The 22649-nt window shown below is 43.8% G+C and carries 15 protein-coding genes; 5 read left to right on the top strand and 10 right to left on the bottom strand.

Features of this window, described 5'->3' with window-relative positions:
- Positions 1 to 20: 20 nt before the first annotated feature.
- Positions 21 to 2093 (bottom strand): alpha-ketoacid dehydrogenase subunit alpha/beta, encoded by a 2073-nt coding sequence (locus H9628_RS07205; protein ID WP_251833447.1) that lies wholly within the window; start codon positions 2091 to 2093, stop codon positions 21 to 23.
- 220 nt (positions 2094 to 2313) lie between these two features.
- On the opposite strand from H9628_RS07205, the gene H9628_RS07200 reads away from it, so the two are divergent.
- From H9628_RS07200 to H9628_RS07190, 3 genes are all read left to right on the top strand, one after another.
- Positions 2314 to 3912 carry a T9SS type A sorting domain-containing protein gene (locus tag H9628_RS07200; RefSeq protein WP_251833446.1) on the top strand — a complete coding sequence of 533 codons (1599 nt, stop codon included), beginning with the start codon at positions 2314 to 2316 and terminating at the stop codon, positions 3910 to 3912.
- Positions 3913 to 4116: 204 nt separating this feature from the next.
- The gene (gene dnaE, locus H9628_RS07195) at positions 4117 to 8772 is read left to right on the top strand and encodes a DNA polymerase III subunit alpha (RefSeq protein WP_251833445.1); all 4656 of its coding nucleotides are present in this window, start codon (positions 4117 to 4119) and stop codon (positions 8770 to 8772) included.
- 101 nt (positions 8773 to 8873) lie between these two features.
- On the top strand, positions 8874 to 9530 hold the full coding sequence (locus H9628_RS07190) for a response regulator transcription factor (RefSeq protein ID WP_251833444.1): 657 nt from the start codon (positions 8874 to 8876) through the stop codon (positions 9528 to 9530).
- Between the two features lie 71 nt (positions 9531 to 9601).
- Here the strand turns inward: H9628_RS07190 and H9628_RS07185 are convergent, their stop codons facing one another.
- The 5 genes from H9628_RS07185 to H9628_RS07165 form a co-directional block, all read right to left on the bottom strand.
- Positions 9602 to 11182: a patatin-like phospholipase family protein gene (locus tag H9628_RS07185; RefSeq protein WP_251833443.1), complete on the bottom strand. Its 1581-nt coding sequence runs from the start codon at positions 11180 to 11182 to the stop codon at positions 9602 to 9604.
- 12 nt (positions 11183 to 11194) lie between these two features.
- Positions 11195 to 12022, bottom strand: coding sequence for a hypothetical protein (locus tag H9628_RS07180; RefSeq protein WP_251833442.1), 828 nt, complete (start codon positions 12020 to 12022; stop codon positions 11195 to 11197).
- A 16-nt stretch (positions 12023 to 12038) separates the two neighbouring features.
- Positions 12039 to 13631: a S8 family peptidase gene (locus H9628_RS07175; protein ID WP_251833441.1), complete on the bottom strand. Its 1593-nt coding sequence runs from the start codon at positions 13629 to 13631 to the stop codon at positions 12039 to 12041.
- A 12-nt stretch (positions 13632 to 13643) separates the two neighbouring features.
- On the bottom strand, positions 13644 to 14519 hold the full coding sequence (locus tag H9628_RS07170) for a caspase family protein (RefSeq protein WP_251833440.1): 876 nt from the start codon (positions 14517 to 14519) through the stop codon (positions 13644 to 13646).
- Between the two features lie 191 nt (positions 14520 to 14710).
- Positions 14711 to 15613 carry a CorA family divalent cation transporter gene (locus H9628_RS07165; protein ID WP_251833439.1) on the bottom strand — a complete coding sequence of 301 codons (903 nt, stop codon included), beginning with the start codon at positions 15611 to 15613 and terminating at the stop codon, positions 14711 to 14713.
- Positions 15614 to 15696: 83 nt separating this feature from the next.
- Here H9628_RS07165 and H9628_RS07160 point away from each other — a divergent pair, with 83 nt between their 5' ends.
- Positions 15697 to 16719 (top strand): 3-oxoacyl-ACP synthase III family protein, encoded by a 1023-nt coding sequence (locus H9628_RS07160; RefSeq protein WP_251833438.1) that lies wholly within the window; start codon positions 15697 to 15699, stop codon positions 16717 to 16719.
- A gap of 48 nt (positions 16720 to 16767) precedes the next feature.
- On the opposite strand, the gene H9628_RS07155 is transcribed toward H9628_RS07160, so the two are convergent.
- The 3 genes from H9628_RS07155 to H9628_RS07145 form a co-directional block, all read right to left on the bottom strand.
- On the bottom strand, positions 16768 to 16935 hold the full coding sequence (locus tag H9628_RS07155; RefSeq protein ID WP_251833437.1) for a hypothetical protein: 168 nt from the start codon (positions 16933 to 16935) through the stop codon (positions 16768 to 16770).
- A 78-nt stretch (positions 16936 to 17013) separates the two neighbouring features.
- Positions 17014 to 17856, bottom strand: coding sequence for an isoaspartyl peptidase/L-asparaginase (locus tag H9628_RS07150; protein ID WP_251833436.1), 843 nt, complete (start codon positions 17854 to 17856; stop codon positions 17014 to 17016).
- Positions 17857 to 17865: 9 nt separating this feature from the next.
- Entirely contained in the window at positions 17866 to 18753 is an 888-nt protein-coding gene (locus tag H9628_RS07145; protein WP_251833435.1) for a cyanophycinase, read from the bottom strand.
- Between the two features lie 183 nt (positions 18754 to 18936).
- Between H9628_RS07145 and cphA the strand changes: the two genes are divergently transcribed.
- Positions 18937 to 21567, top strand: coding sequence for a cyanophycin synthetase (gene cphA / locus H9628_RS07140; protein WP_251833434.1), 2631 nt, complete (start codon positions 18937 to 18939; stop codon positions 21565 to 21567).
- 42 nt (positions 21568 to 21609) lie between these two features.
- Here cphA and H9628_RS07135 read toward each other — a convergent pair whose 3' ends face one another.
- Positions 21610 to 22593, bottom strand: coding sequence for a hypothetical protein (locus H9628_RS07135; RefSeq protein ID WP_251833433.1), 984 nt, complete (start codon positions 22591 to 22593; stop codon positions 21610 to 21612).
- Positions 22594 to 22649 lie beyond the last annotated feature (56 nt).

Here is a 22649-nt window from a genome sequence, read left to right as displayed (position 1 = left end):
TTGAATTTTCCTGTGCGCGTTTATTCGCTAAGCATTTGCTGAATTTTATCAGAAAGTTTCTCCGAATTCGGAAGCATCTCCTTCTCAAGTACCAAATTGATCGGTACCGCCGGAACATTTCGCGCGCCGATTGCTTCCACAGGTAAGTCGAGATATCGGAAACAGTTTTTCGAGATGCGGTGTGCGAGTGCTTCTGCAAGTGAATTATTGATCTGTTCCTCCGTAAGCACGATGCATTTTCCGTGTGCTTTTACGCGTTCAAAAATCAGTTTCTCATCCAGCGGAATCAGTGTCCGCAGATCAATGATTTCCACTTGCCCGTTAAAATTCTTCGCTGCGGCTTTGGCCCAATAAACGCCCATTCCGTAGGTTACGATAACAATTGAGCGTCCTTCCTGAATACATTGCTCCTCAGCTTTCACGGTGATATCTGCTTTGCCGAACGGTAAGATGTAATCTTCGGCGGGAGAAACCCGTTTTGCATCTTCAGTTCCAGGCACTTTGCTCCAGTACAGACCTTTATGCTCAAGCATTATCACAGGGTTCGGATCATAATAAGCAGCTTTTAACAATCCTTTAAAATCAGCAGCGTTGCTTGGGTAGGCGATTTTAATTCCTTTGATATTTGCAAGAATACTTTCTACACTGCCACTGTGATAGGGTCCGCCACCGCCATACGCGCCGATGGGCACGCGGATGATATTGCTTACGGGGAATTTTCCGTTGCTTAAATAGCTCGATTTTGAAATTTCCGTTACCAATTGGTTAATCCCTGGATAAATATAATCTGCAAACTGAACTTCTACGATAGGTTTAAGTCCTACAGCGCTCATCCCGACAGTAGAGCCGATGATATATGCTTCCTGGATGGGTGTATTAAAAACCCGTTTTTTACCGAATTTTTGTCCTAATGTAACCGTTTCGCGGAACACGCCGCCGATTCTTTCGCCCACATCCTGGCCGTAAAGTAACGCTTCGGGATGTTTTCTCATGATTTCCTGAATCGCGTGTATCGCTGCATCTACCATCACAATTTTTTCTTGGCCGTGCGGTGAGCGCGTACCGCTTTCTTCGGTAATAGGAGTGGGTGCGAATACAAAATCTTCCACAGATTCCGGTGAGGGATCCGGTGCTGCGAGGGCATTTTGGAATGCATTTTCTGCTTCCGAACGTGCTGTTTTTTCCATTTCGTTCAGCGTCGCTTCATCAAGCCCAATTTCAAGAAGACTTTTTCTCAGAATATCACCCGGATCTTTCGCGCGGCAATTGATCAATTCATCTTCCTGACGGTAAAATTCACGCCGCACACCGGAAGTATGATGGCCTATCAGTACTGTTTTGGCACAAACTACGAGCGGTTTACGTTCTGCACGCACGAATTCTACTGCATTTTTCATCGCTTCAAAACTTGCCGCAAAATCGGTTCCGTCGACACGCATACGGCCAAGACCGGTGAATCCCGCCACGAAATCGTACGCATCCGCAGTGCGGGCTTCTTCTTTTGTAACAGAGATTCCCCATTCGTTATCCTGCACCAAGAAGATGATCGGGAGTTGGTGAAGAGCCGCAAACTGGAAAGCCTCCGAAACTTCGCCTTCGGTTACCGAATTATCACCCAAACTGCAGATTACAACTGGATTTTGCTTAAATTCTTTAAGCCCAAATTCTTCAATATATTGAATACCCTGCGCAATACCTGTTGTAGGTATCGCTTGCATCCCCGTAGCCGAACTTTGATGAATGATTTTCGGTAGATTCTCTTCAAGACTTGAAGGGTGTGAGTAGTAAGATCTGCCGCCTGAAAATGGGTCGTCGGCTTTAGCTAAAAGTTGGAGCATCAAACGGTACGGCTCAAAGCCTATGCCCATCAAAAGACTTTCATCACGATAGTACGGCGAAACCCAATCCTCGGCTGTAAGCTGATAGGCTGTGGCAAGCTGTATGGCTTCGTGTCCGCGTGAGGTACTGTGAACGTAAGGTACAATTGCCCGGTTTTCTTCATAGATATCCGCCATGGCTTTCGCGAGCATCATATGATTGAAGGCTTTTAATAAAATCTCTTTAGATACGTTGGGCTGAGTTTCGGTTTCCATAGCTAACAAAGATAAAGATTTTAGGGGAAATTTAAAGATGATGACGTTATCTGAAGCCTATATCAAGCCCTAAATAGCTACAAAATGATATTGTCGCCATTTAGCCTGAACCGTTGAATAAAAGTTACTGCCTAAGCTAACCTTTTGCGACTTATTCATGGATGTTTTATTTCACATATTTATCCTATATTTACCACAGAAAAATTTAAATATTAGTTTTATGAAAAAATTATTACTCTCTTGCGGTATCGCTTTTAGCTTTTTCGCACAGGCTCAGCTGAATCACTTAGCTGATTTCGAGGATGCAACTGATGTAGGACAGTACGCACAATTTGGCGGCGGTACTTTCACTTCCGCAGCTGCATGTTCGGGAGATTTTGGTGGACAGTTGCAGATTGGCGCGGTCACTACAAACGGTACAGTGACGCAAACAGGTTGGATGGTCCTTACAGAAGTGCTTGAAGAAGAATTCGGCAAACTGAACAATGGACAGGCGGTAGATGTAAGCTTTAATTACAAAAAAGCCGCGAACTCAAACGGAACGCTTTATGTTGCCCTATTCAGCTACCTGCCGGCAACAAACCAGTGGAACGTGGAATACATCGGAGCAGGAACTGCATTGGGAGCCGCTGCGATTACGACTTGTCAAACTAAAAGTGCTACTATTCCTGCAGGTAAGATGCAGCCCGGCCAAGCCTACGGTATTGGCGCGTGGGTTGTAGGAAGTGCTAACGGAAATATTTTTGTTGATGATATCAACATTGCACAGCAAAACGTAAGTACTGCACCTGCTTGTACTACCTTTACCAACCTTACCAGCGGTTCAGTACTGCCATCGGGAACCAACACTATTTCATGGAATGAATCTCCGACTGCAGTAAATTATTATCTGAAAGTGGGAACTACTCCTGGCGGAACTGATGTCTTCAACGCTGCTGTGACAGGAACTTCACAGAACATTACCCTGGCGCCAAACGGTACTTATTACGCCTCTGTGTCTCCTTGGAATACAGTAGGACAGGCGACAGGTTGTACGGAAGTATCTTTCACCACGAACAATGTGATTACTTATTGCGCGCTTACAACGAATCAGCCTACGGCTATTGCGCCAATTAAATCTGTAAACTTTGCGGGCGTAACGAACAGTTCTGATCCTACAGCAACTACTATTGGTTCATTCGCGCATTATCAGGATTTCACATCCACTATTTTTGAGGTGAAAGATAATGTTACTACATTGCCTATCACGGTATCAGGAACTACAAACGGAAACCCTGTGAATGGTTGGGCTATGTCTGTATTTATCGATTGGAACGGTGACGGTGACTTCGATGATGCCGGAGAATCTTACTTCAATACTACAGCAACTATGGTGAGAAAAGCAGGGGTAACTGATAACCCGGTCGTACTTACAGGAAATATCACAATCCCTTCTGGTGTTGCGTATGGCCAAAAACGTATGCGAGTGAAGTACAATTTTGCCAGCACGGCTATCCACACAGCACTTACCACAGGATGCAGCCAGATGGGTAACGGTCAGGCGGAAGATTATACGCTCGATTATCAGCAGTTCCTTGCAGTAGGAAATGTTAGTAAAGATGCAGTATCTGTATATCCTAATCCATTCGTTGATGTGGTGAAGATTTCTGATATCAAAGGTGTAAAATCAATCACAGTGACAGATGCTTCAGGCAGAAATGTTCGCACTTTAGCTGCGGCTTCTGAGATCAACCTTGCACAACTGAAATCTGGTCTTTACTTTATCAATCTTCGCTATGAGGATGGTACTGTGAAAACAGTGAAGTCTGTAAAGAAGTAGATTTTTCATTTAAATTTCTATTGAAGGACGGCAGTTTATCTGCCGTCTTTTTTTGTTTAGATTTAATTTTGTCGGCCCAAACTTTCGCTGTTTTAAGCGTAGAAAATCAATATGCTTATAGTGAAATTTCTGGCAACCGAACCTGCTTTCATGGTTTTGATTTAAGAAGATAAACGCCTATTTTTACCAAAATTTCCACACTTCATGTATCTTATTTTCGACACTGAAACCACCGGTTTACCTAAAAATTTCAATGCACCACTTACCGATGCCGACAATTGGCCCCGGATGGTGCAGATCGCGTGGCAATTGCATGATGATTTAGGAAATCTTATTGAAAACCAGGATTTTGTAATTAAGCCTGACGGTTTTGATATACCGTTTAACGCATCGCGAATCCATGGTATCTCCACCAAAATGGCCCGTGAGGAAGGTCATGACCTGCGGGAAGTGCTGTCACTGTTTTCCGAGGTTTTAAAAAAGTCTAAGATAGTTGCCGGCCACAATATTGATTTTGACTACAAAATCGTCGGCGCTGAATTTTTAAGACAGGGTCTTGACGACTCGTTGCACGCAATTCCGTCTGCCGATACAATGGAGATCGGTACAGAGTATTGCCAGTTGGGAGGTGGCAAAAATGGCCGGTTCAAATCGCCCAAACTTGTGGAGCTCTATGATAAACTTTTCGGTGAAAAGTTCGACGAAGCCCACAATGCCGCGGCAGACGTAAATGCCACCGCACAGATCTTTTTCGAGATGATACGAATAGGGATTATTCCCGCAAAAGCATTGCAAATCAGCGAAGACGAATTGCAAAGATTCCGGGACGCACACCGGTCACGATTCGCGCCGTTCCCGATTGTCATCCGCCGCCAGGTTTCAGCTACTAAAAAGAAGAAAACCGTTGATTTTGGCGATTTTGATGAGATCGAACTTGGCGAATACTTTAATTTTCACAATCACAGCATTTATTCGTCGCTACAGTCTTCGACGCATATCTCTGAACTTATTTCTCACGCTCTTGCCAATGATTTTCCGGCGGTGGGACTGGTGGATATCGGAAATATGATGGGCGCCTTCAAATTTGTTGCGGAGGTGGAAAAGGCCAATGACAATATTTCAAAAAATTATCAGACCTATCTTCAAAAGTTAGAATCTGCTGCAGCGGAAGGGCAAACTTTCACCGAACCTGCGCCGCGAAAAGAACCGCTGATCCCTGTTTTGGGTTGTGAATTTTATATTTCAGACAGGCCGGAGCAGAAGCAGTTTACCAAAGACGATCCCGACCGCAGAACGAATGTAGTTTTGCTCGCAAAAAATTTCAACGGTTATAAAAACCTCATCAAACTCTCAAGTCTTGGTTTTGTGAACGGATTCTACTTCGGCGTTCCGCGGATTTCAAAACAAATGATCGCGGAGCACAAATCAGACCTGATTGCGCTTACCGGCGGCATTTCAGGTGATATTCCTTCGACAGTTTTAGAATTTGGTGAACAGAAAGGAGAGGAGGTTTTCAAGTGGTGGAAAAATACATTTGAAGATAATTTTTATGTCCAGCTTCAAAATCACGGGGTAGAAGAGGAAGAATATATCAATGAAGTGCTATTGGGCTTTGCAGATCAGCATGAAGTGAAAATTTTAGCCCAAAATGAAACTTTTTACACCAATAAAACCGATGCAAACATTCAGGATATCCTTTTCTGCATCAAAGATGGTGAGAAGCTTTCCTCACCGGTTGGTAAAGGTTTCGGGAAAAGACGTGGTCTTCCGTCTAAAGAGTTTTATCTGAAAAGCCGCGAGGAACTGAAGCAGGCTTTCATTCAGTTCCCTGATGCTTTCGAAGCTTACACAGAGTTCCGGCAAAAATTTGAACCATACAAACTGAAGCGTGATGTGCTGCTTCCGAAGTTTGACATTCCGGAAGAGTTTTTACATGAAGAAGATTTGCTTGATGGTGGAAAACGTGGTGAAAATGCCTATTTGCGGCATCTTACGTACCAAGGTGCACGCCAGCGATATGCTGAGATTACTCCGTCAATAAGTGACCGGCTCGATTTTGAACTTGATGTCATTGCAAAGACCGGTTATCCGGGGTACTTCCTCATCGTACAGGATTTTTGTAATGAAGCACGTAAGATGGGCGTTTGGGTGGGTCCGGGACGTGGATCGGCCGCGGGATCTGCGGTGGCTTACTGTACAGGAATTACGAATGTGGACCCCATAGAATACAATCTGCTTTTTGAGCGTTTTCTGAATCCTGAACGTATCTCGATGCCGGATATCGATATTGATTTTGATGACGAAGGCCGTGATAAAATCATCAAATGGGTAGTTGAAAAATACGGCAAGAGCAATGTAGCGCAAATCATTACCTATTCTGTTCTTGGCGGAAAATCCGCTATCAAGGATGCCGGACGTGTGCTCGATGTGTCCATCCCGGAAACCAATAACATTGCTAAACTCGTTCCTGCTGTGCCCGGAATGAACATTGCCAAGGCTTTTGCAAAATTTGAAAAACTCGGGCCGGAAGACAAAGTTTTAGCGCAGGAGATGAAAGATATTCTGGCTGATCCTGCTGATGAGCGTTATGATGTGTTGAACGCAGCGCAGAGAATGGAAGGCTGCATCCGGAATACCGGAATTCACGCATGTGGTGTTATCATCACTCCTGAAGATATTTCGAACCTTGTGCCGATCGCTATTGCGGCAAAGGATCCGGATATTTTGGTCTCGCAGTTTGATAACTCGGTGGCAGAAAGTGCCGGTTTGCTGAAAATGGACTTTTTGGGTTTGCGGACTTTGACGATCATCAAGCACGCCATCAAACTCATTAAGCAAAGACACGGAATTGAAATCGATACAGACAACATTCCGCTGGACGACCTAAAGACGTATCAGTTGTTTCAGGAAGGCCGCACAATTGGTATTTTTCAGTATGAAAGTCCGGGAATGCAGAAGTATATGCGCGAGCTAAAACCTACGAAATTTGCTGATTTGATCGCGATGAACGCGCTTTACAGGCCGGGCCCAATTAAATATATTCCAAATTTTATCAACAGAAAAAACAAGCTTGAGGAAACAGTTTATGACCTTGAAGAAACTAAAGAATTTCTCGAGGAAACCTACGGAATCACAGTTTATCAGGAACAGGTAATGTTGCTTTCGCAAAAACTCGCCAACTTTACCAAAGGTGAAGCCGATACGCTGCGAAAGGCGATGGGGAAAAAAGACCGCGCTACTTTGGATAAAATGTATCCTAAATTTTTGGAGGAAGGACAAAAGAACAATCTCGACGTTGATAAACTCAATAAAATCTGGAAAGACTGGGAAGCTTTTGCAGAATATGCTTTTAACAAATCTCACTCCACCTGTTATGCGCTGATAGCTTATCATACCGCTTATCTTAAAGCCAATTATCCCGCAGAATACATGGCGAGCGTAATGACGAATAACCTCAATAATACTAAGCAGATCACCATGTTCATGGAAGATTGCAAAAGCATGGGCGTTGATGTGTTAGGACCGGCCGTGAATGAATCTCAATACGAGTTTTCGGTGAATGAAAAAGGTCAGATCCGCTTTGGGCTTGGCGCTATAAAAGGAATTGGTGAAGGTCCGAGTGAGGCAATCGTAAATGCCCGAAAAGAGGAGAAATACCGCAATATTTATGATTTCTTCGAAAAAGTTCCGTGTACGCAAATGAATAAGCGAGTGGCGGAAAGTTTGGTGATCGCCGGTGCTTTTGATGAGGTTGACCGTTACCACCGCGCGCAGTATTTTGACATCGATATGAGTGGCCGAACCAATCTTGAAAGGCTTTTGCGCTACGGCCAAAGTTTTCAGGAAAGCAAAAATGAGATCGAAAATTCGCTTTTTGCTGACTTTGCAGAAGAAGTGCAGATCGAGCAGCCCAAAATAAATCCCGCGCCGGAGTGGCAGAACATGCACAAACTCAATAAGGAAAAGGAAATTATCGGGTTTTATCTTTCCGCGCATCCGCTTGATGAGTACCGTTTTCAGTTTCAGTTTTTGCAGGGCGCATTGAGCAAGAAGGAAATTTTGGAAGGCAAGAAAGAGGAAATAGAGGAACTGAGTCCTCTCATCTTACCTACGGAGATCATCGATACAGCGGAAGCTGATGAAGATTTGGTGGATATTCCGCTGGATGTTGCTGATGAGGAAGATGACGCCGCGATAGAAGAACCGACGAAGAAAGTAGAGCCGCGGGGAAATTTTAATTTCCTGAACCTTGATGAGATCGATAGTTTCAAAGATACTGCGTTCGCGGGTCCGCAGGCCGATCTGTTTAATAATGACCAGCTGAGCTGGAAGGAAAAACAGGCGCTTCGAAATAACACACCTGAATATATGGTCGCCGGACTGGTAACCGAATACAGCGTCCGCGACGGAAAAAACAGTGGCGAAAAGATAGCTTTTGTCACACTGGAAGATTATAGCGGAAGTTACAGTTTTAGGCTCGGCGACCGAGATTATATGAGGCTTCGTGATAAAATAGAAGTACAGCGTTTTGTTATTTTCAAGATTAAATTTGCGCAGTCTAAAGACCGGCGTGTTTTCGTGAATGTGAATGAAGTGACCGATCTGAAGGATGCTTTCGAAAAATTTGCGAAAAAGATGACCGTGGTAATTGGGCTGAATGACCTTCGGCGTGAGGACATCAGTTTTTTCCGCGAAAACTTCATCGATAACAAAGGAGAGCAAAAACTTACGTTCCTTGTCAAGAATCCTGATGACCAGACCACAGTTGAAATGCTTTCAATGAAAGCACAGATTGAAATTAACGGCTCACTGCTCGAAATTATCCATCAAACGCAGAAATATCAGGTATTTCTGAATTAAAGCGACATTATCGTAATTAAAATTATTAAAAAAGATTCCGCATAAATTTCTTTTGCAGGTATTGATATTTTTGCTAAATTAGCAATCAAACACACAAATGCATGAGAAATCAAATTATCCTCTACGATAATCATTATCTCTCTATGGAAGCATTCTGCTGCTTCCTCGACAGTAATGGTTATAACAAAAAGTTCGATTACCTCCACACCTCCGACTTTCAGGAGCTTCCGGAGATGATTACCAACCAGGCGGAAATCGCTATTATCAACGTTTGCGGCGTGCCGAGCAATGACGCTCTGGAGATGCCCGAGAAACTTCTCGCGAAGAATCCGCAACTCAAGATCATCATCGTTTCTTCAAGTCCTGAAGTGAAGGTGATTAAAAAATTCTTTGAGAAAGGAGTGAAGAGTTTTTTAACCAAAACCACTGACGGTGCGGAATTCGTGCACGCGATGACGCAGGTGTTGGAAGGAAAGGTTTTTCTTACGGAAGATACCAAAAACGCGCTTTACAACTTTATTTGCAACGTTGAAAATATCGAAGAGCCTGATCCTTTGCGCACCGAAGCACTCACAGTCCGTGAAAAAGAAGTTTTGCGTCATATCTGCGAAGGATTACGGACACGCGAAATTGCCGATGAGCTGTTTATCAGTCCGCACACGGTAGAATCTCACCGCCGCAACATCATGCAGAAATTGGAGGTACGAAGTTCCTCCATGCTCGTGAAATTTGCGATGAGCCACAAATTAGTTTCTTAACAAGGATACAGATCTTTTGCTTCCCCTAAAAGGTTACACGCTTTTGGGGGATTTTTTTGTACTCTGGCATCTCAGCCAACGTTAGGATGCGCTTCCTGCTTCAGAATATTCTTTTCCTTTAAGGCAACCAGCATACGTTCGTACTTGTATTGCTGCCAATCGAATTTTGCTAAGAATTCAATGCCCGCACGGAAACCTTTATTGAAAAGTTCGGTCTTTTCCTGTTCATCCATGAAGAAATTGAGCCAGTTACTTGGGCTGCAGTCTACATATTGAATGCTGTGCGTGCTGTAGAAGGTGTATTTCGTGAGAAAAGTTTTATCGTTAAATCCTTTCAGTGTATCAAAGATATTCGCCATAAAAGATAGCGGACTTTTCAGGATCTCCTTCGTTCCGGAGCTGCGCGCCTCACCCAATTCCGCTTTATCCATAAGTCTGACCCCAAAGACCGGAACTCGCGGATAGAAGATGTCGCTTTCGTGAAAAATATCTATAGGAAAATTTGAAATACTGCCACCATCGATGAAGATTCCTTGTTCATATACACTTGCCGGCTCTGCATTAAGCCAAAATTTCCACGCCGCAACTATTGAATCTTTTGAAGTATCGATTTTTGTAATCATTGGCTCGAAAAAGTAGGGTACCGACATCGAAGCACGTACAAACCTCGCCGGGCTGATCTCGGAAAGCTGTGTGTTGCTCCAGTAAAGGTTGGCCATTTTGGGTAATTCAACTTTTATTTTTGAATTGATATCAGTGGTGATGATCGTGTAATCTGCACGCAGTAGCGTAAAAGGATTGTCACGATAAACGTCATTGTCCTGCGCGGCCTGCAAAAAGTTGCGGAAGCGTACCAGATCAAGGTTGGCTAGTTGAGTGTCTGGGATGTTTTTAATGTGTTCGAGCGCATTGGTGTAATATTCCGGGCCATTTCCGTATCGGTAGTTGAGCTGCAGGTCCCTACCTTTTTTGTTGTATTGCTCATTCAGATGGCTGATATTTTTGACGTTATTACGTACAAGAACGGCCATCATTTGCTTCTCGAATTCGTTTCCCGGATTAAGTCCGATGTGATTCTTATTAAAAAGTTGAAAATAATGCCAACTGATTAATGCCAGCGATAAAAAGATAACAAACGGCAACAGATACCACAGCGGATTGATTTTAAAAATTAAAGTAACAAATGGGAAGAGCAGGATGATAATCAAAAGTCCCAAAACCGTATATGACGCTCTTTTAATGTACCTTTTTCGTTTCAAAATCCGGCTGGCGAGCCGGCGCACAATAGATTTTCCATCCATGAAAGCCTCAAATTTCCAACTAAATAAGATTTCTCTAATCTTCGTGCTTTTACTTAATTTATGATTACCCAGGGCTGCAATAAGCATCGTATTGATCGCCCCCGCACTCGTTCCCGCGATACGCAAAAAGCGAATCCCAAAAACTTCCAGCGCATACAGATAACCCACCAGCGCTACACCCCAAACGCCGCCGCCTTCCTGCACAAAATTTACATACTGATTGCCCTCGTCGTCTAATATGTCCGAGAATTCCTGTGCTGCGATGTTGTCACAAAGTTCGCTGAATCGTTCTTTTGATTCCTTATCTAACTTTGCATCGTGCTGTATCATTTCGATTATTCTTGCATCCATTTGAGTCAGGTTTTAGTTTTTATTATCTTGGTCTGTTTGGCCGCCTTTCACCCGTTTCCTGATGATATTGAAGAGGTAGATCACAAGTGGGATGACGATAAGTGAAAGGATTTCCTTGAAATGTGAATCCGCAAACCGGTAAATCTTTTGCCCAAAAGTGAGTTGCGGCTCGTTGATGTCAATTTTGATATTGATTTGTCGCTCTGCAAGTTTCAATTTCTGTCCCTCAGGGGTTTCTGCTTTGATAAGCAGCGTGATATTTCCCAAATGCGCGGTCTTTGCAATAGCTTTTACTTTCCAGTGCCAGTAATTTCCATTCTCCAAATCGAGTGTTTGCTCATTGGGGTCAGCTTGCGAAAGTGGTTCTGCATCATCTACTTTTGTTATTTTAAAGTCATCAAAATCGTAGAGTGGTTTTATCGAAAGTTTTTTGTAGGCTTCAATGTTTTTAATAATACAAACCACGCTGCTGTCATTGATTTTGGTAAACTCCAGATCCTCCTTTTCTATTTGTCGGATGCTCTGTCGGACCTCTGACGGTTTTCCCTGCACTTTCACGAAAACGCGCAGGTCACGGGTTTCATTTTGCGGGATCACCGGGTAATATGAAAATCCGAGCGTGGCATCTACAGGCTTCGCTTCATTATCGTCTGTTACACTTTCACCGGCATCGGCATCCACAGAAACAGCGGCAGAATCTATGTCTACCGAACTTCCGAGCGTTGCCGAATCTGTAAATACGGCCGTATCAGAATCTGTCGCCGCGGGTGCGTTTTCATTGGAGCCACCGGAGCAAGCCAAAAGCAGAAGACAGAGTAAAAAGGGCGTGAATATTTTCATTTTCAGGAATTTTAAATCATTCAGCGGCGAGATATTCTTTCAGTTTTTGCGAAACTTCCGGCGACTTCAGTAGTTCTTCCCGCATCAGTTCACGGTCAGCATCGCTCCAGATATCATTTTCGTGATATTCCAAAAACTTTTGGAGAGCCGGATTGGTGTGCATTTGTTGCAGGATTTCAGTCTGGAACATTTCACCGCGTACTTCATTAGCTTCATTTTCACCTTTCAATCTCAGTAAAAGTCCGAGTAGATCCAAAATTCCCCACAGATTCACGGTTGCTTCTTTGGCTTTAACTAAATTTTCTTCGGAAGGCGGAACTGTTAAAGCTTGGTCTGCTTTCAAAATACCGCGGCCCAGATAAATTTTGTGCAGTGGGTAAGAATGGCGGTCCGCCGAAGCGAAAAGTGCGTTTTTTACCATTTCTACTTTACGCCATTTTTCTCCCGGGAATTTTTTCAGTATCTCGTTGATTTCATTGCGATAATACGTTAGCCAAATTGCCGCTGCGGCTGCAACCTGCGGCGTGGCAGATGACGTTCCGCCACCGTCAAGACGGAAGTATTTGCCTGCGTCATTCATGGTCGCCCAGAAAACGTTCGGCGTGTATGCTGCCAAAGCGTGAGTCATCACGTCGGCAGGTCCGAAATTTCCCTGCATCGTCTCACCGCCCTCAGATTTTGTTTGGATTCTTGCCTTCAAAACGTACGGAAGATTGTCATATGCGACGCCGGTTGCTGCGATCACCCGCTCCCAGCGCGCGGGATATAAAATCGTTTTAGGCAATGCTTTCCTGGGTCCTTCAAACCACGAATTTCCGGCGGCTGTCACAACTGTGATTCCGGCTGCATAGGCTTTGTTCACCATGTTTGCCCACGCTTTAGTAGGCGCACCTGCCATTGACATACTAATGACTTCACAACCTTCGGAAATTGCATATTCCAGCGCATCTACAAATGAGGATGTCTGGATTAGCGCAACCGTTTCGCTGATCCGCATTGAGATAATTTCGGCAAACGGTGCAGCACCTACCACACCGCTGTAATTGTCACTTGTATGTGAGTTCCCGACGCTCCCGCCGGCTAATAAGATCATCGTCGCCGTGCCGTGGCCATCCTGCTCAAGTTTTGTACCTGAGGCGACATCTATCGCCTGTTTACCTTCTTCACCTTTAATGAAACTTCGGCTTTTGTCTTTCATTAAGTTTTTTGGCAGCGCGGGATGATCCGGCTGAAATCCTGTATCGATGTGCCCAACTTTGATCCAGGGATCTTTCACTTTTTCTAAAAGTCTTTTATTAGCTTTAAAAAATTCGGAATATTTATCTGTAAGATGCCAAACAAAACGGTCGGTACCGTCATCCGGGCGTGGCCAGTTTTTAAGGTATTCGTTTTCATCAAAAGCTTCTAAGTCTAGGTTTTGGCTTGCCAAATATTCCGGATCCTGTGCGGAAAAAATCCTATGTCGCAGGTCCGGTTCTACAAATTCAGGTTTTTGTCCGGCCGCCAATTCGCCGTCCAAATAATCGTGTGCGGCGTCCCAAGGGTTTAGTTCGTCGCCTTTTGTAATGATCCGAGGAATTGGTTTTCCGAATTTATCTAATATTTCCATCGCTTTGTTATTTTAAATTTTATTGTCATAATCCGAAATGAAGGCCAGTCTTTCCGCGGAGCCATCAAAGCCGAAGCCTTCCAGTTCGGCGTGTAAAGGACCATAGTTGCCGTTTCTGCAAACAAAGTAATCCGGCGATAGGTTCTTTACTTCGGTAATGATCGGCCGCTGTGTATGACGGTAGGGAAGAACACGTTTTGGAACTTCCTTCACCACGAAATAAATCAGGTCAACTACGCTCACAAACTCATCCGTGGGCGAGAGATTTCCATTAAAGACCTCAAGACAGACTTCCGTAAAAAGGCTATTGTCGGAGCCCGGCAAAATCACCGATTTTTCATCGTCATCACAAGCTGAGATAAAAACCCTGCCCTCGCCGCCCTGAAGTTTTTCAAGGAGCAGCCTGTTCGACGTCTCGGGAACTGTTTCAAGCTGCTCGAAAACCGAAATTTCTTTTGCTTTCATGCCGTCTGCATGGCAGCAATCGAGCAAAACCAATATTTTGTCGGCATTGAGCTCATTGATCTTCTGTGAAAAGAGATTTCCATTGAGCATGGTTTCTTCTTTCTGATTCAGATCAGCACCGGAAGTTTTTAGATAAAAGTCGCAAACCTGAGGATCATCCCCGCGTGGAGTTTTTAATCCGTGACCGGAATAGTAGATCATCACAGTCGGATTTGTGGTTAGCCGGCTTGCAACAGTGATTCGCTCAAGCGCCTCAAGAACCTTTTGTTTTGAAGCGTTTGTTTCCGTAAGAAATTCGACATTTTCATTGGGGTAGCCGCCTTTTTGTGGGTCGCTAAGCAAGTGATAGATTGCGTTGGCATCAGCAACTGTGGCAGGAAGATCTCCGCCAACACCAATGATGAGGGCAAAGAAATTTTCCATGACTTATTATTAATCAATCATCAGAGGAACAAAAGAAGGATAATAAAGCAGCGGAAATTCTTTGCTTTGAGAATAGTTATTTTTCATGGTTGTGTTGTTAGTTTCCTCAAAATTAATAATTTATCACAACACAACTTTATTTTTTTAATTAAATATATGTTCAGCAAGGAATATATTTAATCTCAATAAAATCACCATCTTTTCCGGCGGACATAAACAAATGTGATGACTACGATCAGCACCATCAGACCCAGTGTCATGAAATATCCGAACGGTTCGTGAAGTTCGGGCATGTTATCGAAGTTCATTCCGTAAATGCCGGCGATAAATGTGATTGGAAAAAAATACATCGAATAAATCGCAAGTACCTTCATCACCTGGTTAGCACGTTGGTCACTCATCGCCAGGAACATCGAAATCAGGTTGGTAGATTGCGATGTAAGATGTTCAAAATCTATTACAACGTCGTCGTGTTTATCTTTAAGGTTGATAAATTCCGAATCATTAATCGAGAGTATTTTAAACTGATCGATGATGCTTCCCGAGATGTGCAGAATGCGGGAATTCAGGCTGCTGCGTCTTTTAAGGTTGTAAAGCTGACGGATAAGCTTGCTGTTTCCGTTGTTTTTTAGAAAAATATCATTCTCAATCTTATCCATTACTTCCAGCAGCTTTTGTGACTCATCATCGAAGGATTTCATTACTTTCAGTGCAAGAGCAAGCGCTATCCCGTCGGGTGTGGGTGAAAGCCCGTCCGCAGCCTTGATTTCATTTAAATATTCAACGACGCTTAGATTTTTCATACGGTGAACCGTGATGATCACATCATCTTGCAGAAAAATCCCGAGCTTTGTGGAGACATCACTTAAGGTATTCAGTGCGCGGCGTTCAAGCTTTGTATTTTCTCGCAAAAGAAAAAATCTTGTGCCTCCGTCTTCCTCAAATTTCGGAAGGTGGTTCGGATCCATCGTATCTTCCAGCAGCAAGCCATTGATGTGATAGGTTTCCTCCAGAAATTTCAGGTCCTGAAGCGTGGGCGCTTCCACGTCAATCCACTTACAGTGTTGATTTTGGTATACGGTTTCGATTGGCATTAAACAAAATTAGCAATAAATCTGCCTGCTGCTGTCCCGCTCTGTTGATTTAAATAAAATTATCTTTGCACAAAGAATTTTACATGATAAAAAGTACAGTAAGAGGTATTGGCCATTATGTTCCGGACAATGTAGTGACCAATGATGACCTTGCAAAACTGATGACCACCAACGATGAGTGGATCACGGAAAGAACGGGCATAAAGGAACGCCGCCACCGAGCCAACAGAAATGATGCAACAGAAACCACAGCCTATTTTGGTTTTAAAGCTTCTGAAAAAGCGCTGGAAATGGCTGGTCTTACCGCAAAAGATATCGATTATATCGTGTTTGCAACGCTCTCACCCGATTACTATTTTCCGGGTTGTGGCGTGCTTTTGCAGGAAATGTTGGGCTGCGACACCATTGGCGCGCTCGATGTGAGAAATCAGTGTTCCGGCTTCGTGTATGCGATGAGTGTTGCGAATGCTTTCATTAAATCAAAAACATACAAAAACATACTTGTAGTAGGTGCTGAAACGCATTCATTCGGACTCGATTTTTCTGATGAAGGCCGCGGTGTTTCGGTGATATTTGGTGATGGGGCAGGTGCTATAGTATTATCTGCATCAGAAAGTGATGATACCGGCGATATTCTGTCTGTTAATATGCATTCTGAAGGGAAATATGCCGATGAACTTTGCACGAAATTCCCGGGATCTAAGTACGGTTGGAGCGACAGGATGCGTCTGGAGCCTGAAAATGTGACCAATGCTGAGATTTACCCAGTGATGAACGGTAATTTCGTCTTCAAACATGCGGTGACACGCTTTCCGCAGACGATGATGGAAGCGCTGGAAGCAGCCGGAAAAACAGTGGAAGATCTGGATATGTTCATTCCTCACCAGGCCAATTTGCGAATTGCGCAGTTCGTACAGCAAAAAATGGGACTGCCGGAAGATAAAGTATTCAATAATATCCAGAAGTATGGAAATACCACGGCAGCGTCTATTCCGATTGCATTAAGTGAAGCCATTGCCGAAGGAAAAATAAAAAGGGGAGACCTTGTGCTACTGTCTGCTTTCGGAAGCGGATTTACTTGGGGTTCTGTGCTTTTTAATTATTAATACACACAAGTTGAAACAAAAAAATGCCCCGTTTTGGGGCATTTTTATTTATTGTACCGGAGATTGTGTAGACTCCAGCGCAGCCGAATCAACACCGGAATTGCGTTCTTCTTCCACACTGTGATTTTCTTTGAATTCATCCCGTTTTTCTTCTTTCTGCACACAGGCGCTCATGAAGAGCATTCCTAAAATCGCGAGACCAAATAAATTTTTCATGCTGTTATTTTTTTAATTTGATACCAGCCTGCAATAATTATGCAATCATTTCAAAACTGAAATTTACGCGCCTAATTGTTACTCAAACACTTCAAGTTCACTACCGTCAAAACTGGCAAATACCATCGTCGGTTCAGAGTCCTGATGGAAAATGTTGCCGTCTCTGTCAATTGCGATTGCGCCGGCAAATCCGTTGATTTCCTTCAGTTCAGCAAAAGTTTTATCAAAAGCTTTCTTTAATGATAAACCATCGGTAACACGGGTCACTATTTTTGCGGCGGTAGCGTTGCTCACTATGTCTTCGCCTACACCCGTACAGCTCACCGCACAAAATGTGTTCGCATAGTTTCCGGCCACAGTAGCCGAATCTGAAATTCGCCCCACAATCTCAAAACCTTTACCACCGGTAGATGTTGCAGCTGCTAGATTTCCATCTTTATCGATTGCGACACAACCCACAGTTCCTTTTCCGCCATTTTTTAGCTTTTCCTCATATTCTTCGCGCCTTTTCTGTGTTTCTGTAGAATATTGTTCGAAACCTTTTTCAGCAGCATATTGATTGGCGCCGTTTCCGCCCAAAACGCGGTCATCCTCATTTTTAAGGATTTTCGCGACTTCAATGGGGTTTTTAATGTTTTGGATATTGATTACACCGGAAAACTTCTGAGTTTGTCCGTTCATCAGTGATGCACTCATCCTTATCTTTCCGTCACTTTGAATCTGTGATCCGGTTCCGGCATTGAACAGTTCGTCATCTTCAAGGAGAGAAACCGCGTAGACCACGGTCTCTTCCGCGGAATTATCCTTTAGATATGAATACGATTTTTCAATAATCTCCTTCAAAGCATCCTGCTTCGCGGTCTTTACTTCGGTACTTTGGTCGCTTTCAGAGAAGAAGCCACCGTGTATAATAATTTTCATCTTTTAAATTTAACTGTCCTGTGGAATCGGGTTGTACTGGGAATTAACGATGGTGAACTCTTTTGTCTTAAGGTCAAAATAATCGTTCTGAGACATCACATGAACCGTGAGATTGTCAATAGAAATGGGTTCTCCCAACTGGATTTTAGTTAGGTTGGTGTCTTTAATGAACCTTCCGTCGACCAGTATCACAAGTCCGGAACCAATCGCTGTCATTCGGTCACCCGAAATGTACAGTCCGGTATCTTCACCAAGTCCTATGCCTAACGTTCTCGGATTATTCACCACCGACTGAAAAAGCCGCCCGATTCTTCCGCGCTGCACAAAATGTGTATCCACGATCACATTTTCTATGAAACCGAGTCCCTGGGTTGTTTTTATTTCGCCTTTCAAAAGCGCCTCGCTGCTTGATCCCTGGTAAATCATGTTTTCAGAAGCCGCCGCAGCACCAGCTGAGGTGCCTGCATAGATGAAATTCTGCTCCTGATACTTCACTAAGATGGCTTCATGGAATCTTGTGCCACCCAGGATGGAGGTGAGCCTCAGCTGGTCGCCACCCGTGAACATCACCACATCTGCAGCGTTGGCCCGTGCCACCATTGCGTCACTGTTTGCCTGCTCGCGATTTTGGATATCGAGGATGTTGACGGTTTTTGCGCCTAAGAATTCAAAGGCTTTTTTATATTCGGGACCTACGATTTGCGGAATTTGTGAAGCGGTAGTGATTACTTCGATAACAGAATCTTTCTTTAGCCGTGATTCATCGATGATCTTTCGGAGGATTCCTCTTTCAAAAAAATTAAGATTTTTCTCAACATTCTGGTCATATTCGGTTTCTGCAAAACTCCCTTTGTTCACCGCACCTCCGATGATCATTAATTTCCCAACTGCTTTCATAGAGTGCAAATTTACTAAATTTAAGTTTTCAGCGCTTTACTTACCAATTTTCAGGCCGACAGTATAGATGTACTTAATTCTAATAAACAGGCGGATAAAAAAATAGTTGCAGATTTTTAGGCATTTCCTTTATCTTTGATTCTGTTACAAAAATTTACAAGTCGCAAATCACATCAATAAACTATGAAAATTGAAAAAATACAGGTTTTAAAAGGACCGAATATCTGGAGCATCCGACGAAAAAAACTGATTCAGATGAGATTGGATCTGGAAGAACTTGAACATTTACCTACCAATAAGATCGACGGTTTTCGCGAAAGGCTGGAGCAGCTTATCCCTTCACTAGTCACACACAGATGTTCTGAAGGCGTACATGGAGGCTTTTTTCAGCGTGTAGAGATGGGAACTTGGATGGGCCATGTCATTGAACACATTGCACTTGAAATTCAGACGCTGGCGGGTATGGACACAGGCTTTGGACGAACACGCGAAACGAAAACACCTGGCGTTTACAATGTGGTTTTCAGTTATTTGGAAGCCAATTGTGGCGTGTACGCGGCAGAACAGTCGGTGGAACTTGTACGATATCTGATTGACGGTAGACAGTACGATATTGAAGCGTGCATCCAGCAGCTCAAGGAAATACGTGAACAGGAAAGGTTAGGTCCTTCTACCGGAAGTATTGTAGAAGAAGCGGTCTCCAGAAATATTCCGTGGATACGTCTCGGCCGTAATTCGTTGGTCCAATTAGGGTACGGCGTAAACCAACAGCGATTTCAGGCGACCATAACCGGGAAAACCAGTTCTATTGCGGTTGAAATGGCCTGTAATAAAGAACTGACAAAAAAAATGCTCGATGATAACGCGATTCCTGTGCCGATGGGAGAACTTGTCACCGAGCCTGAAGACCTGGATAAAGTAATTCGCAAGATAGGATATCCGATTGTTTTGAAACCCCTGGACGGCAACCATGGAAAAGGATCTTCGATCAATGTTAATGATTGGGAAACTGCACTTATTGGACTACAACACGCCCAAAATTACTCGCGTAAGGTAATTGTAGAAAAATATATTTCCGGCTATGATTTCCGTGTGCTTGTGATCAATCATAAAATGGTGGCGGCAGCCAGAAGGGTTCCGGCGCATGTAGTGGGCGACGGTGTGCAGAATATCCAGCAACTTATCGATATCGAAAACCAGGACAGCAGAAGAGGTTACGGACACGAAAATGTGCTTACCGAAATATTGGTGGATAAAGATACCAACGAACTGCTTGAAAAACTGAATTACAGCCTTGAGACTGTGCCTCAAAAAGGTGAAGTGGTCTATTTAAAATCCACGGCCAATCTCTCCACCGGCGGCACTTCTATAGATGTGACCGATATGGTGCATCCCGAAAATGTCACCATGTGCGAACGGATCTCGAAAATCATAGGTCTGGATGTTTGCGGTGTCGACATCATGGCTCAAAACCTTACACAACCTTTAAAAGAAAGCGGCGGTGCAATCATCGAAGTAAACGCAGCGCCCGGTTTCAGGATGCATTTGGCTCCGAGCGAGGGCCTGCCCCGAAATGTGGCTGCGCCAGTTGTAGATATGCTTTATCCGCCCGGAAAACCTTTCAGAATCCCAATCATCGCGGTGACGGGAACCAACGGAAAGACCACTACGACGCGCCTTATAGCACATATCGTAAAAAACAATGGGTTCCGTGTAGGTTTCACCACTTCAGACGGAATCTACATCCAGAATACAATGCTTACGAAAGGAGATACCACCGGGCCAATCTCTGCTGAGTTTATCTTAAAAGACCCCACTGTGGAATTTGCAGTCCTCGAAACTGCGCGTGGGGGGATTTTGCGCTCCGGTCTTGGCTTCAGTTCCTGTGACATTGGCGTACTGACGAATATTAAAGAAGATCATTTGGGCATGAATGATATTCACAATCTTCGGGATTTGACCAAAGTAAAAAGGGTAGTGCTGGATGCAGTGAAAAAAGGCGGCTGGAGCGTCTTGAATGCAGATGATGCCTATTCTATGCGTCTGATGCCGGACCTTGATTCGAAAATTGCCATTTTCAGCCTTGATGAAAACAATGAAAACATCCTGAAATTCGCGAAAGAAGGCAAGATCACATGCGTTTATGAGGAAGGCTTCATCACCATCAAAAAAGGTGATTGGAAAATTCGTGTTGTGAAAGCACGAAATGTGCCCATTACCATGGAAGGGAAGGCGCGCTTCATGATTTCGAATGTACTTGCGGCAACCTTAGCAACATATCTGCACGGTTTTGCGATAGAAGATATAGCAAACTCACTCCGCACGCTGATACCAAGCGCTGCACTGACTCCTGGACGTCTGAATTTATTTAAATTTAAGAAATTCCACGTGCTGATCGATTTTGCGCACAATCCGGCGGGTTACGAAGCTATTGAAGATTATCTTAAAAATGTAGATTCACCGAAGAAAATCGGGATTATCTCCGGCGTTGGCGACCGTCGTGATGAAGATATCCGAGAATGCGGGAAAATCGCGGGAAGAATGTTTGATCATATCATCATCCGCAACGAAAAACATCTGCGCGGACGAACTGAAGAGGAAATAAATGGCCTTGTAATCACCGGTATCCATGAATCGGGACGTGATGTGAGCTACGAAATTATTCCAAAGGAAACAGATGCACTTAAACATGCAATCAGTTTAGCTGAAGAAAATACCTTCATAATTGCCCTTAGCGATGTTATTTCAAATGCGATTGAACTCGTGCAGGAATACCAGATCAAGGAACTGCAGGAAGACGGTAAAATACTTTAAATACAAAAATGAAATTCCCTCAAAAGATTGAGGGAATTTTTTTTAATACGGTAACTTGATGTTCTCAGGATTTACAAAATCGCCGGAATATGGATTTTCGAGAAAACTTAAGAAAGGCTTACGAAATGTGATGATGTCTTCGCGCTGAATTCCGTAGACAGACCAATAGTTGGAAAGCAGTTGTGCAAACATATCCTGGTCCCAAAATCCGAATAGCGGCCGTGACGCAACAACAACAACCGGTAGTGCTTCAATCTTAATCCCGTTGTCTGTACGCAGGTTCTTATACTCGGGTTTGTACTGCAGCAGATAATCTGAATAGTGAAAACGCGCGTAAAGTTCCTCAAACTGAATCGGATGAAGTATGTGACCTTTCATCTTTTCGAGGATTTCCTGCTGGCATTCGCCGATGATGCCATTGTCTTGTAGGCATGCAATGAAACCAAAACCGTTCACACCAAACTGGAAGAGAAGGTTGATCGCATCATCGCGGTAACTTAGGATGTCTGCCGAATATTTCAGGGGAAATACAGTGATTGACCACGGTTTCCGGTCTGAAAATGAAACCGGCTCGATAATCGACTGTATCATCAAATGAAAGTTCCCGAATCTTTCGCGGAGCATCGGAGAAAGGTCGAATGTCTGACCAACACTTAATACACGGTTGCTTTCGTACTGCATCTCGTGATAGAGCAGGCCATAAACGATTCGGCTCGTCCAGAGAAAAATCAAATGCTCATCCAGTGCGGCCATTCCTTCGTAGCCCTTTTTGTAGGCTTCAAATATTTTTTGGTCTAAATTTACAAAAGCATCTTTTACGCGCTGCGTGCACGGCAATTTCAGGTCGGCATACACGTATGATTTTGATTTATCCATCATTTCGATGCGGTCCTGGCCTATTTTGAAATGATCCATCAGCCATTCTGGAAAGACCGTCATGCTTTCGGTCGTGAGATCACCGGTAAGAAAACAGAATTGTTCTCCAAATATCAATTCTTCAAAAGGATTAAAAAGTGTAAGTGCCATAAGTCTGAATGCCGGTTTTTCGGCGCTGCAAAGATAAGGATATCGCGCTATCCGGA

This window comes from Kaistella pullorum (assembly GCF_014837035.1).
GTDB classification, from domain to species: Bacteria; Bacteroidota; Bacteroidia; order Flavobacteriales; family Weeksellaceae; genus Kaistella; species Kaistella rhinocerotis.
This window is presented reverse-complemented; position numbering and strand designations above follow the sequence as displayed.